Annotated in this window: 10 protein-coding genes; 5 read left to right on the plus strand and 5 right to left on the minus strand. The window is 41.2% G+C overall.

The annotated features are described in order from the left end of the window. Positions 1–32 precede the first annotated feature (32 nt). From CEW93_RS01990 to tkt, 3 genes are all read right to left on the minus strand, one after another. Positions 33–1112 carry an AAA family ATPase gene (locus CEW93_RS01990; protein WP_089538653.1) on the minus strand — a complete coding sequence of 360 codons (1080 nt, stop codon included), beginning with the start codon at positions 1110–1112 and terminating at the stop codon, positions 33–35. A 205-nt stretch (positions 1113–1317) separates the two neighbouring features. Further along, entirely contained in the window at positions 1318–4992 is a 3675-nt protein-coding gene (locus tag CEW93_RS01995) for an autotransporter domain-containing protein (protein ID WP_146416627.1), read from the minus strand. Positions 4993–5401: 409 nt separating this feature from the next. Beyond that, complete coding sequence (gene tkt / locus CEW93_RS02000; RefSeq protein WP_089539837.1) at positions 5402–7402, minus strand: transketolase; 2001 nt, start codon at positions 7400–7402, stop codon at positions 5402–5404. Between the two features lie 190 nt (positions 7403–7592). Between tkt and CEW93_RS02005 the strand changes: the two genes are divergently transcribed. Further along, positions 7593–8042 carry a hypothetical protein gene (locus CEW93_RS02005; RefSeq protein ID WP_089539839.1) on the plus strand — a complete coding sequence of 150 codons (450 nt, stop codon included), beginning with the start codon at positions 7593–7595 and terminating at the stop codon, positions 8040–8042. Further along, the gene (locus CEW93_RS02010) at positions 8042–9694 is read left to right on the plus strand and encodes an ATP-dependent endonuclease (protein WP_089539840.1); all 1653 of its coding nucleotides are present in this window, start codon (positions 8042–8044) and stop codon (positions 9692–9694) included. The genes CEW93_RS02005 and CEW93_RS02010 overlap by 1 nt, the downstream gene beginning before the upstream one ends. A gap of 51 nt (positions 9695–9745) precedes the next feature. On the opposite strand, the gene serS is transcribed toward CEW93_RS02010, so the two are convergent. Beyond that, positions 9746–11014 carry a serine--tRNA ligase gene (gene serS / locus CEW93_RS02015; RefSeq protein WP_089539842.1) on the minus strand — a complete coding sequence of 423 codons (1269 nt, stop codon included), beginning with the start codon at positions 11012–11014 and terminating at the stop codon, positions 9746–9748. Between the two features lie 128 nt (positions 11015–11142). On the opposite strand from serS, the gene CEW93_RS02020 reads away from it, so the two are divergent. From CEW93_RS02020 to CEW93_RS02030, 3 genes are all read left to right on the plus strand, one after another. Further along, positions 11143–11808 (plus strand): YcxB family protein, encoded by a 666-nt coding sequence (locus tag CEW93_RS02020; protein WP_089539844.1) that lies wholly within the window; start codon positions 11143–11145, stop codon positions 11806–11808. 116 nt (positions 11809–11924) lie between these two features. Beyond that, positions 11925–12395, plus strand: a complete 471-nt coding sequence (locus tag CEW93_RS02025) for a Dps family protein (RefSeq protein WP_089539846.1) — start codon at positions 11925–11927, stop codon at positions 12393–12395. A gap of 136 nt (positions 12396–12531) precedes the next feature. Continuing rightward, the gene (locus CEW93_RS02030) at positions 12532–13158 is read left to right on the plus strand and encodes a DUF2062 domain-containing protein (protein ID WP_089539849.1); all 627 of its coding nucleotides are present in this window, start codon (positions 12532–12534) and stop codon (positions 13156–13158) included. A 14-nt stretch (positions 13159–13172) separates the two neighbouring features. Here CEW93_RS02030 and lolD read toward each other — a convergent pair whose 3' ends face one another. Further along, positions 13173–13847: a lipoprotein-releasing ABC transporter ATP-binding protein LolD gene (lolD, locus tag CEW93_RS02035; protein ID WP_089539851.1), complete on the minus strand. Its 675-nt coding sequence runs from the start codon at positions 13845–13847 to the stop codon at positions 13173–13175. Between the last annotated feature and the right edge of the window lie 8 nt (positions 13848–13855).

Genomic DNA, 13855 nt, shown 5'->3' on the forward strand with positions numbered 1-13855 from the left:
TTAATTCAACTGAGTGATTGACCACAAAGCACCTATAACAGCTCATTCATTACTTGATAAAACTGGGCATAATCTTTACGCTTTTTTAATACCGTTTCTAAATATTCTTCTAGCACCGCCTTGTCTTGCACAGGGTCTTTGATAATCGCCCCAAGCACGTTTTGGCTAATGATGTCGGCAGATAATTGACCATTTTCAAACCAATGCGACTGCGACAAACTGCTGACCATTACCGAGATGGCTTCGGCAGTAGATAGATTACCTGTAGGGGTTTTTAGGGCAATTTTACCATCTAAGGTCTCACCCCCACGCAACTCACGAAACATCGTAATCACCTTGTGAATCTCTTGGGCGGTATTATCTGGCACTGGTAAATCAAGACTTGACCCCATCTCTGCCACACGCTTGGTAACGATGGCAATCTCTTCATTCATATCGTCAGGCAAAGGCAACACCACCACATTAAATCGGCGTTTTAAGGCAGATGACAGCTCATTGACCCCTTTATCACGGTTATTGGCGGTGGCGATGACATTAAAGCCACGTTTGGCATACAGTGCATCATCAAGCTCGCTGATGGGGAGCATTTTTTCAGAAAGTACAGTAATCAGTGTGTCTTGAACGTCAGAACCCATGCGAGTAAGCTCTTCTAGGCGACACAAAGTTCCATCTTGCATGGCACGAAATAATGGCGTGGGCACTAAGGCATCTCGGCTAGGTCCTTTGGCAAGTAGCTGAGCATAATTCCAACCATAACGAATCTGGTTTTCATCTGTGCCTGCGGTACATTGAATGACTCGTGTGCTATCGCCACAAATCCCTGCCGCCAAATGCTCAGACACCCATGATTTTGCCGTACCGGGCACACCAAGGAGCAATAACGCCCTATCTGTCGCCAAAGTTGCCACTGCTGTTTGTATCAGCTTGGGGTTGCCAACATATTTTTCGCTAATCACCGTGCCATCTGATGTCGTGCCACCCATCAAATACTTAACGACTGCTTGGGGGGACAGTTGCCAGCCTATTGGCTTTTGAGCAGTGTCATCAGCCTTTAACGCCGATAATTCGTGGGCATAGATGGCTTCGGCAGGTTGTCTTAAAATGTCGGTCATGGGTTTTCCTTATGCTGATAAAGACATGAATTATCAGCGATTTTAAACATATTTTTATAAAAACACAAGCCATCCTATCAAATCCACCAAAAAGCTAGGGCAATTAATGCCATCATTATGGATAATTTTTTAAATATTTTGGCAGTAAAATTTTGTTAATAAAAAACACCCCAAACCTACGCTCGGGGTGTTTTATCAGTTTTTATCAAAACTGCATGGTCAGTGCCAATGTACCGCTTTGACTGTCATAGTTTTTACGCCATTGACCTTGATAACCCAAGGACAACTTGGCTTTTGGTGTCAGCTGATAGCCAACGCCCACACCAGCAACACCAAAGTGTTTGCCCACTTCATGTCCTGTGGTGCTAAAGCCAACGTTACTGCTGACAAAGCTAGCTTGTGCCCGACTGCGTTTGTCGCCATTTTCAAAACCGCCAGCAAGGGTGGCATTAAGATTGAGCTTACCAATGGTGTAATTGGCTTTGACACCAAGCGTGCTTGTTAGGCTTTCGTAGGTATTTTTATTGACTGCCAAATTATATACCCCTGCTCCTTTTTCTTGGTAAGCATCTGAGCTGACTTTGGTATAGTCAATACCCACAAACGGCGTAAGATTGCGTTGTGATGAACCAATTTGATGGCTTATGCCCAAACCTGCCTGAGCAATTTTGGCTTGATATTGAGCGGTCGCTGTGGTTTTTGCCAATAGGCTGATATGACGCTTACCATCCACATCACTACGCCCCACGCCAACATGCCCATAAAGCTCTGTTCCTTGGGCAGCTTGGTGTTTGGCATACAACAAGGCTTGGGTAGTTTTGGTTTCTACCTGATGGTTGGTAGCACCTTTACTATCAATATCGCCCTGCAAATGTGATACCGCCACACCAACACTGGTCTCACCCACAGCACCTTGCACGCCAACCACAGCACCCACATGGGTATCATTATAAGCTGACAAACCTGTTGTGCTGGCTTTGTGTTTACCATCATTGCCAATGGCACTTGCCCAAACTTGATGGGTGCTGGTCAATGGTTGAGCGTTAATGGCTTGCACTGCATAAGCACTGCTGTCTGCTATCACACGGTTGGTAGCACCTTCTAGCAAGGGTTGTAGCTGACTTGCTGCCTGCGAGATTTGTGCTTGCGATAAGCCGTCTAGTCCCAAGCTAAGTGCCAAAGCAAGCTTTTTGTTTTGCTCGTTGGGGCTTTCAATGGTCTTATCTAAAGCCTGTGCCAAAGACAATGCAGAGATGTTGTTATGTTTTTGCACAGCTTTTGTAAATACGCTGGTTGGCTGTTTTTGTTCAGGCTGTTTTTGTTCAGGCTGTTTTTGTTCAGGCTGTTTTTGTTCAGGCTGTTTTTGTTCAGGCTGTTTTGGAGCTCCAACTTTCAAATCAATCGCATTACCATGATAATCCAAATGCAACAAATCAGTACCGTTTCTGATAGGCTTGTCCTCTTTACCCACCACAGAAAACTCTTTAAATTGACCCACCAACCCTTCGGCTTTAACAATATCTTTCCAGACAGTATTGGCATTTTGATTGGCATCTTTGGCATCTGATGCTAGCTGCTGTACAACACTAGAAGCCTTGATTTTTATTGTACCCTTTGTAACATTTAGCTTGCCTGTACTTTCTAATTTACCATATTTATCTTTATTTTCTACGGCAATCGCCAATATCTCATCTTTGGCAAACTCATAATCGCCAAGCAGTTTAAGCGTACCTTCATTGATGTGTGTTTGTCCTGTGTAGCCCTTACTTGCTACATTTAAGGTCAAAGTGCCTGCACCCTGCTTAATCAAGCTACCAGTACCAATCAATCTAGCACCATTAACGATAGTGGCATTATGGTTTTGGGTGTCAAAAATTGCATTACCTCCAAGCTCAATTTGGCTTTTACTTTTATCTGTAAAGCCATCAAACAGCTCACCTTGGTTTTCGGTAAGTTGTACCGTACCATCAACAATAGAGACTGATGATGCTTGGGCGGCGGTATCGCGTTTAATATTCGCCACTTTGACTGTGGCAGTATTTACCACCAATTTACCCGAGCCTTTGTTGCCCACCACCAAATCGCCGGTAGTATAGACGCCTTTTTTATTGATGTTTAGCTCACCAGTGCTATCTTTTTCTTTACCCAAAATGGTATTCTTCTCGGTCTCAGCGGTTGCCTGCGTTATTTGTGCCTTACCCACACCAATATTGCCAATAACAATGTCTTTTTTTGCTAAAACACTTGCACCATCTTTGACTTCAAGTGTGCCATTACCAGAGCTTTGAGATATTCCACTATCATCAACATTATCAGGTAGCCAGCCCCCAATTTGTATCTCACCACCAACATTGATGGCAGAACGCTCACCTGACACTGCCACTTTGGCACCACCAGTGTTACCAATGCCAAGAACATTGTTAATGCTTACATTACTGCCTTTATTGACAATCAGCTCATCGCTAACAGAATCTCGCTTTTGAATGGGGCTAACACCAGAAAACAGATATAAATTTTCTCCAACAATGGTTGAAGCGTTGGTGGCTGTTAATTTTGCTTTGCCATAATGCCCAAGAATGATTGTTCCTGTTGCGTTAATCGTGCTATTATCAATCAGTGCATCTGCTATGGCTTCTTGACCAACCCCCAAACGAAAGGACTTGGCATTTATTTGGCTGTTATTAGTGTTAAGCTTGCCTGTACCAGCTTGACTAACGACTAAATCGTCAGTCTCATAAACACCATTTTTGATGTTTAATGTTCCCATGCTAGCCTGAGTCTCAGCAATGATGGTGTTTCTTTTTACTTTAACTTTTGCCCCATCTACTGTCACTTGACCTTTGTTAAGATTACCAATAACAACGTCCTTTTCTACCAAAACGTTTGCCTTGCTCTTAACTTCAAGTGTGCCATCACCATACTGCTGCGGCTTATCCGTAACATCAATATTAGCAGGTAACCAACCACCAATTTGTATGTCGTTTGTCTTGATGGTAGTATTTTCGCCTGCAATCTCTAATCTACCTTTACCAGTACTACCAACAGCAAGCGTATTTTTGACAGTTACGTTACTGCCATTTTGAATAATCAGCTCACCACTCACAGATTCTTGTTCTTGTTTGATGCCAAGACTGGATGATACAAATAAATTACCATCAACATTCAGTTTGGATTGGTTATCTGCGGTGAATTTAGTCTTGCCAGCAGCTCCCAAGGTCAACAATCCAGTATTGACAGTAGCCTTATCAAGTGTAATATCTACCTTAGAGTCTTTACCAAATCCTGAAATAACCGCCTCAGTATCCAACTGACTGTTTGTTACTTTTAATGTGGCTTCTCCAAAAGTACCCACCTTTAAATCTTTGGTGGTAAACTTGGCATTATTGGCTAGTGTCAGCTCGCCTTTACTGCCTTTTTCTTTGGCAATATTTGTATTGCCAGTTGTTTTAACAGTACCATTATCTACGGTCAGCTCACCTGCACCCACACTACCAATATTTATAGACTCAGTTTCAAGCACGCCATTAGTATGAATGTTGATTTTACCACCATTTTGCACTTTGACATCTTTGGTGTTGGTAACTTTACCATGATTATAAATGGTTAATGGTTGGTTATCCACAGTTAAAGTGTTGGTTGGCAAAACTGTACCTTGGGTCAAAACCTCTGTTGGTGCAGTTACTTGATAATCCCCCCTATTTTTATACTGAATACCGCCACCAAACACCTCGTTAGCCAATGCCTGCCCAGAAACAGCGACCGCCGCCGCCAACACCACAGTTTTTAGGGTTTTACTTTTACCTTTGGCTTTGGCAATCTCTGAAACACACTGCCACACCCCCAAACTATGATTAAAAATCACACGATACGCTCGATTCATAAGAAATACCCATAACCTAAATGAAAAAAATTTATCAAAACACCTTTTTGGTGTTATTACTTAGACTGGGCAACTTAAAAAATCTTTCACCAATTTTCTAATAAAATCACGATTTTTTTACAAAAAAACACTTGTACTTTTTTATAAATAAATAAAATATTGATTTATATAGTATTTTTTATATCATCTAAGAAAAAAAGATGATGAAATAACTTATTTTTATAAAAATAAATCAATCATAAAACTATGTTATCAATAAATCCTAATATCAGACACATCAAAACAACCCATCAAAAAGATGGTGGTGCGTTTTAGATGATGGGATAATTTTGATATGACATATAAAAAAATGACACACCCATGATGAGTATGTCATTTTTTATCTTAAACCATTGCTTGGCTGTGGCGATTAAATCAGCGATTGCACCGCTTCTACCACCGCTTCACTGGTAATCCCAAAATGTTTAAACAGCTCTTTGGCAGGGGCAGACTCACCAAAGCTGGTCATACCAATCACTTTGCCGTCAAGCCCCACAAACTTATACCAATAATCGGTGATGCCCGCCTCTACCGCCACTCTGGCACGCACGGCATTTGGCAAAACACTCTCTACATAATCTTTGTCCTGATTGACAAAAATTTCAGCACAAGGCATAGACACCACACGCACGCCCACACCTTGCTCACTCAAACTGTGATAAGCATTCATGGCAAGTTCCACCTCTGAACCTGTGGCGATGATGATGGCTTGTAGCTCGCCCTGTTCTTTTGCCAAAATATAGCCGCCTTTTTCAATCAAGGCGATTTGTTCATCACTGCGAGCCTGATGGGGCAAGTTTTGACGAGATAAAATGAGTGAAGTTGGGGCATGGGCAGTCAAAAGTGCGGATTTGTACGCCACGGCTGTCTCTACCGTATCGCAAGGTCGCCATGTGAAGTGATTGGGCGTTTGTCTTAGACTGGCGATTTGCTCCACAGGCTGATGGGTGGGACCATCTTCGCCTAGACCAATGCTGTCATGGGTATAGATATTAATCACTCGCTGCTTCATCAGTGCCGACATACGCACGGCGTTACGAGCATATTCCATAAACATCAAAAAGGTGGCAGTAAAGGGAATAAATCCACCATGCAACGCCACCCCATTGGCAATGGCGGTCATGGCAAACTCACGCACGCCATAATGCACATAGTTACCATCGGCGTGGGATTGTACACCCTTGGCATCTTTCCAAAGGGTCAAATTTGAGCCTGCCAAATCGGCACTACCACCCAAAATCTCGGGCAAAGCAGGGGCAAGGGCATTTAGGGCGTTTTGGCTTGCCTTACGGGTGGCAATGCTCTCACCTTTGGTGTGGCACAAAGCGATAAATTCGTCCGCTTTGGTGATAAAATCACTTGGCAACTCGCCACTTAGACGGCGTTGTAGCTCAGCAGCTTCGTCAGGATATTTTGCCTGATAATCAGCAAATTGGGCATTCCATTTATCTTCTTTGGCTTGTCCTGCTACTTTGGCATTCCACGCCTGATAAATCTCATCGCTGATGGCAAATGGCTCGCTATTTTCCCAGCCAAGCATATCTCGTGCCAAGGCAATCTCATCCACGCCCAAAGGCGCACCGTGGCAGTCTTCTTTGCCTTGCTTATTAGGACTACCTAGTCCAATCACTGTTTTACAGATAATCAAAGTAGGCTTAGTGGTCTCAGCTTTGGCGGATAGGGTAGCAGTGCGGATTTGCTCGCTGTCATGTCCATCTACGTTTAATACTTGCCAACCATAAGCCTCAAAGCGTTTGGCGGTGTCATCGCTAAACCACCCTTCCACTTCCCCATCAATAGAAATGCCATTGTCATCATAATAAACAATGAGCTTGCCCAATCCAAGCGTGCCAGCAAGCGAACAGGCTTCGTGGCTGATGCCCTCCATCAAACAGCCATCGCCCAAAAAGCAGTAGGTATGATGGTCAATGATGGCATTGTTGGCTTTGTTAAACTGAGCAGCAAGGGTTTTTTCGGCTAGGGCAAAGCCGACTGCATTGGCAATCCCTTGTCCCAAAGGCCCTGTGGTGGTCTCAATGCCATCAGCATAGCCATACTCGGGGTGTCCTGCGGTTTTTGAGTGCAACTGACGAAAATTTTTGATGTCATTAAGGGTCAAATCATAACCACTTAAATGCAACAAGGCATAAAGTAGCATAGAACCATGACCGTTAGATAATACAAAACGGTCGCGGTTTGCCCAGTTGGCATTATTTGGATTATGGTTTAAAAACTCTCGCCACAGCACATCGGCAATGTCCGCCATACCCATTGGAGCACCGGGGTGTCCTGAGTTGGCTTTTTGGACAGCGTCCATGGCAAGAATACGAATGGCGTTGGCAGTGTGGCGTTGGTTTAGGGGGGTTGGCATTGGGCTAATCCTAACAGGCTTAAACAAATGAAGAATTATAACATAAATGGTGTTTTTTATCTAAAAATACCAATGACTAATTTATATTCTCTTTTTGTCATTAAGCTAAAAAATCCCTTGATTTTACATTTTTTGTAAAATATAATACCCAAGTTTACAAAAAATGTAAATAAATTTAAAAAGGTATTACATGATTAAAGACCGACTAAAAGAGATAGAGCTTAAAATTACTGAGCTGTCCGATTATTTTCAAGTTTCCCGCCCCACAATGTATAAATTTATTGATGCTTATGATAATGGAGAATATCTCATCATTCATCAGCCTATTTTAGATCTATTTAGATACATTGATAGCGATTCTCTTATTGGTAAAAAATCAGCCATTGCTTTTATTATTCAAAACACCGTAGAAAATAAAAGTTTAGACACTCAATCAATGTTAAAAAATAATGATAACTCTATTAAAAATCAATTTATTGAACTGATTTTAACAAAATCAGACTTTGATGATATGGTTGAATACGCATTAAAAATATATCCTTTAATCAACAAAAGACAATTATCTGATGTAGAAATTAATCTTTTAAAACCTTATGATAACATACAATTACTGATGAAACTTAATACGGGAGACAAATAGTGGAACGTTCACTTAGAATTGAGCATTTTAGAAACATTGGTTTTAAAAATCAGCCAAACAAACCCACTTATGAGAGATTGGTGCTAAATCATTCTTTACACAAAGGCGAGCTAGGTGATTTGGTAATCTTAATTGGTGCAAATAACTCAGGAAAATCTAATATATTAGATGCACTCAATATCATCGCTAATGGCAACATTGCTGAACATGATATCACTGATTTATATATGGAAGATGAATACAGAAACCCAAAAATATCCTTATTTTGTCGCAGAGATGAAGATAAAAAAGATTATCTATCTTGTAAAAAATCATTAAAAAATAAGATAGAATTTTTGCTACCCAGTGATAATAGTGAAACCATAAAAACATTAAAACAATACAACCTAAATCACGAAATTAGTATTACGCCATCATTTAAAGGTTTAAATCATATATTGCAGAAAAATTTTGGTACTAATTTTATGTCTAGAATTATTACTTATAAACAAAAAAGTATCTGCAATAAAGACCTAATTTCAAATCATCAAGACATTCAAAAAAATAGTTTTCTTTTATCCATTTTAAAATCTATTAATGTTAATATATCAACCATCCATAAGTCTTATGAAGTGTTTAATAAGAGAAACCTTATCGGTATATTAGAACAAGAAAGCGACAGAATTAATGAAAAATTAGTGACCATTTCAAATAAGTTTAATCAGCTTTATTATACAAAAGATGCAAATTATTCTTTTAAAATATCCTTGCATGCAGATAAAATATATTTTTCCTTATTTAAAGGGAAAAATTCTCTCTTATTAGACTCTCAGTCAGTTGGTTTTAAATGGTTTTTTGACCTGTTTTTTAACCTTTTATGCTCAAATGATATTCAGGCTGGCGACATCATTATTATGGACGAACCTGCCACTAATCTACACATTAAAGGGCAAAGAGAGCTAAGAAAATTTTTAAAAGAATTCGCTGTGCATAATGATGTTACCATTGTCATGGCAACACACTCACCATTTTTGATTGACTTAGATTTTCTTGATGAGTTAAGGGTGATTAAGAACGATGACAATATCACCTACATTGAAAATAACTTTTCGGCAGTTAACAGTACAGACTCAGATTCATTACTTGCTGTTAAAGAAGCTCTTACCATTGAAAATCACATCATCATTAACCCCAATCAAAAACTTGTTTTTGTAGAAGGCATTACAGACTATAACTACTTGACAGCGTTTAAACATTTATTAGGCAAATCAGAGTTTACTTTTTTACCCATCAATGGTGTTGGGGATAGTAACGAAGAATCCAAAAGAGCTGTCAGCAAAAAACTGCTCAGCATTCGCAAAGATGCTATATTGTTGGTTGATGGCGATACCGCAGGTAAAGTGATGAAAAAAATCAATGAAAATTCTGATTTAACTGTTATTACTTTATCCGATATGGGTAAAGAATTTGTTGGAAAAGAGATTGAACATGTATTTAGTGATGATGACTTAACTGCATTTAGATTGGTTGATAAAGATGGTAACTTTAACAAATACGCATCCACATCTGCTGTATTTAAAAATAAAATCATCTACGGCAAACAAAAGGTTTCTGATGAAACATTAAATAATTTTAAAAGATTATTTGATACACTAGAAAGGGCATTAAATTAAACATCAATCAAAATGCCGTCTTTGAAAACGGCATTTTTTAATCAATAGAATCTAAACGCCCAACACTGTCAATCCGCCCATATAAGGTTGCAACGCCTTTGGAATGCTCACACTGCCATCGGCGTTTTGATGATTTTCAAGGATAGCCAGTAGTGTCCTTCCCACCGCAAGCCCTGAGCCATTTAAGGTGTGTACCAGCTCAGTTTTTTTGCCGTCTTTGACCCTTGCTGTCATACGCCGAGCCTGAAAATCCCCACAGTTAGAACAGCTAGAAATCTCTCGGTAAGTATCTTGGCTAGGTAGCCACACTTCAATATCATAGGTCTTGGTCGCACTAAACCCCATGTCGCCCGTACACAAAGCCACCACACGATAAGGCAGCTCCAAGGCTTGCAAAATGCTCTCAGCTTGGGCGGTCATTTCTTCTAGGGCTTGCATGGACGTATCAGCACGCACGATTTGTACCATCTCCACTTTTTCAAACTGGTGCTGACGAATCAGCCCACGAGTATCACGCCCTGCACTGCCTGCTTCGCTACGAAAACACGGCGTATGAGCGGTGAGTTTTAATGGCAACTCACTCGGATTTAACATGCTATCACGCACGCTGTTGGTCAGTGGCACTTCTGATGTTGGAATTAGATAGTATTCTTTGTCGCCACGCAGTTTAAATAGGTCTTCTTCAAACTTTGGCAGCTGTCCTGTGCCTTGTAGGCTGTCGCCATTGACCATATAAGGTACATACATCTCGGTATAGCCTGCTTTGATGTGGGTATCTAGCATAAACTGCACCAAGGCACGGTTGAGCCGAGCAAGTCCACCTTTTAATACACTAAACCGACTGCCTGTCAATTTGGCTGCCATCTCAAAATCAAGCTGACCCAAGTTTTCGCCAATATCAGTATGGTCTTTGACATCAAAATCAAAAGTGCGTGGCACGCCCCACTTTCGCACTTCTACATTATCATGCTCGTCCGCCCCAACAGGCACACTGTCATCAGGCAAATTAGGAATGGCAAGACTGGCATCATTGATGACAGTTTGTAGCTCTTTAAGCTCGCTTTCGGCAAGTTTCATCTGTTCACTGACTTTTTCCATTTGAGCAAGTAGCTCGTCTGCATTTTCGCCAGCACGTTTCAGCTCGCCAATCTTTTTTGCCCCTGCGTTTTTTTGGGCTTGCAAATCTTCGGTTTTTACCTGAATGGCTTTACGCTTGGTTTCCATATCCTGCCAAAAATTGATGTCCAAATCATAGCCACGTGTTGCCAATTTTTTTTGTAAAGTGGTCAAATCACCACGGAGTAATTTTGGGTCTAACATAATTTACCTAACCATCTAAAATTCTAAAATTGGCTAATAATAGCAAATTTGACGTAAAATTTCAGCTTTTTGGGTTTATTTTTTGCAAAGTTTTGGGTAAGATAGGCATTTTTACCTAAGACATCATCATGAGCCAAAAACCAAAACAAGCCCTATATCCCTACACGCTACAACCTGTCGCCTTAGACATGAGTGATGCTGAGTTTCGCAACGCTCAGCTTGCTCTGTTTGAAAAATCAGTACAAGCAGTCAGTCTTAAATCAGTCCGAACCAAAGAATGGATAATTCTTGGCATCACGGTTGCTCTTGCGGTGTTGGGGCTGATTTTTGTCAATGGGTACTCCACCATTATTTTTTGGATAATGCTGGTGGGTGTGGTAATTTATCTGTTATTACGCACTTTGGGCATGCAATGGTACATGAGACGAGAGTTTGACAAACAAGTCAGCGAGATTAACATTCCTGATGAAATGTATGCCCTAAAACTGGGTGTGCAAAAACACGGTCTTATCATGACCATACCGGCCAAAAGCGACATTTTGCAAAACCCACAAATGCGTGGCATGACCATGCGTTCTGCCCCCACACAGCAAGGGGTGCTAAATTGGTCGGCAGTAACACAATGGGATGAGACGGATGATTTTGTGTTTATCATGTTTGAAATGCAAGGTCAAAAAGGCAGTCAAATCATTCCAAAACGCCTAAATAACAAAGGTCTACCCATCAACACCATCATCAAACATTTACAAGAAATCACCCCCAAAGGACTCAAAACCGACGGCATGATGACATGATACGATAAATTTATGACAGCTATCAAAATATTAAATTTTACTTAGTAGCAATCTGTGCTATCATGATACAGATTAATTTTAGAGCATAAAACTTTTTAAAACCATAGGAGTACACCATGAGTACCAACCAAATCGGTCTTGAAAATGCAGAATTGACCCCTGTCATCAAAGCCTTAAACGCCCTACTGTCTAGCTATCACATCTTTTATATCAATGTGCGTGGCTATCATTGGAACGTCAAAGGCGAGCACTTTTTTACCCTACATCCAAAATTTGAAGAGCTTTATACTGAGCTACAACTACAAATTGATGAGATTGCTGAACGTATCTTGACCCTAGGTGGCACACCACTTCATGCTTATACCGACTTTGCTGAGCGTGCTACCATTCAAGAAGACAAAGGCGTATTCGATGGACGTGGCTGTGTTGAAGGTGTGGTAAAAGGCTTACAATCGCTCATTGAAGAACAGCGTAAAGTTGCCGAGCTTGCCGAAGAAGCCAGCGACCAAGGCACAGCAGACATCGTTACTGGCTATGTCCAAGAGCAAGAAAAGCAAGTGTGGATGTATAACGCTTTCTTGGGTTAATTTCTGACCAAAAAATAACACTTAGCTCCTTAGGGGGCTAAGTTTTTTTGATATTTATCATTCACTTACAAAAATCACTACTAAAAAAATGCAGTTTTGTTATAATCTGAAATTCCATCATTACTTTTGACGATTTATGCCCAAAAAACGCTTAAAGGCTTGGTTGCCCACTCCCGAAAAACTCCAAGAAAGTCGCATTATCCGTTGGTTTGCCCCTTTTTTGGCTGACCCACGTCTGTGGCACATGAACCGTGCATCTTTGGGGCGTGGGGTGTATATTGGCGTGCTTTGTGCGTTTTTCCCCCTACCTGGTCAAATGCCGCTTGCTCTTATTGGAGCCTTGCTGTTTCGTGCCAACGTTCCTATGGCAATCGCTCTCACTTGGATTACCAACCCCTTAACCACCATTCCAGTATTTTGGTTGGCGTATTCGGTGGGGGCAATCATTCTAGGAGAGCCAATCATCGGACTGCGTGGGATAGGTGTATTACTTGCAGATTTAACCTTGTGGATTTTTGGTACAGGTAACCCCCCAAATTCTAATACATTTTCTTTTGAAGTTTTTGGGCTGGGTTTGGTGATTTGTGGTGTGATATCTAGCATCATTGCAGGATTATTATTTCGCTTTATTTGGCAGTGGCACGTGGTGGCAGATTGGCGAAAACGCCACGGCTACAACGAAAACGCCCCACGTTTTAGTACCCAAAAAGGACATAAAGTCCGTGATAGTCAAAAAAATGGTACAGATGATTTTTCGATTTGACAAATCACCACAAATCAGACCCAATGCCCGCTTTTCATTTCAAGCACCCTATCGGCACGACTGGCAAGCTCTCTATCGTGTGTTACCATAATCAGTGCCATACCAAGCGTATTTTGTAAATCAGACAACAAATCAAACACCGCTTTGGCATTATCGTCATCTAAGTTACCTGTGGGCTCGTCCGCCAACACCAAAGCAGGCTGTGTAACCAAAGCCCGAGCAATGGCAACACGCTGACGCTCCCCCCCTGACAGCTCACTTGGGCGGTGATGTGTGCGGTGAGACAAACCCACCTTATCCAACAAATCATTTGCCCTATCATAAGCTTCTTTGATGGAAAAGTGTGAACGCATTAATAACGGCATGGCGACATTTTCGGTGGCATCAAATTCTGCCAATAAATGATGAAATTGATAAATAAAACCCAACTGTTCATTTCTAAGTTTGCCACGCTCCGTTTCATTTAAGCGATTAACACACACGCCATTTATCCACACTTCGCCTGTGGTGGGTGTGTCTAGTCCGCCCAACAGATGTAACAGCGTGCTTTTGCCAGAGCCACTACTGCCAACAATGGCAAGCCTTTCACCTTGGTGTATGGTCAAATCTAGCCCTGATAAAACGGTGGTTTTGATTTTGCCTTCGTCATAAATCTTACTGATGTTTTTGGCTTCTAAAATCACAGTCATATTATATT

It is taken from the genome of Moraxella sp. VT-16-12, assembly GCF_002224245.2.
Lineage (GTDB): Bacteria > Pseudomonadota > Gammaproteobacteria > Pseudomonadales > Moraxellaceae > Moraxella.

Coding starts and splice junctions, on each gene's coding strand:
- CEW93_RS01995 (WP_146416627.1), bottom strand. CDS start 4,992: ATGAATCGAGCGTATCGTGTGATTTTTAATCATAGTTTGGGGGTGTGG.
- serS (WP_089539842.1), bottom strand. CDS start 11,014: ATGTTAGACCCAAAATTACTCCGTGGTGATTTGACCACTTTACAAAAA.
- CEW93_RS02030 (WP_089539849.1), top strand. CDS start 12,532: ATGCCCAAAAAACGCTTAAAGGCTTGGTTGCCCACTCCCGAAAAACTC.
- CEW93_RS02005 (WP_089539839.1), top strand. CDS start 7,593: ATGATTAAAGACCGACTAAAAGAGATAGAGCTTAAAATTACTGAGCTG.
- CEW93_RS02020 (WP_089539844.1), top strand. CDS start 11,143: ATGAGCCAAAAACCAAAACAAGCCCTATATCCCTACACGCTACAACCT.
- lolD (WP_089539851.1), bottom strand. CDS start 13,847: ATGACTGTGATTTTAGAAGCCAAAAACATCAGTAAGATTTATGACGAA.
- CEW93_RS01990 (WP_089538653.1), bottom strand. CDS start 1,112: ATGACCGACATTTTAAGACAACCTGCCGAAGCCATCTATGCCCACGAA.
- tkt (WP_089539837.1), bottom strand. CDS start 7,402: ATGCCAACCCCCCTAAACCAACGCCACACTGCCAACGCCATTCGTATT.
- CEW93_RS02025 (WP_089539846.1), top strand. CDS start 11,925: ATGAGTACCAACCAAATCGGTCTTGAAAATGCAGAATTGACCCCTGTC.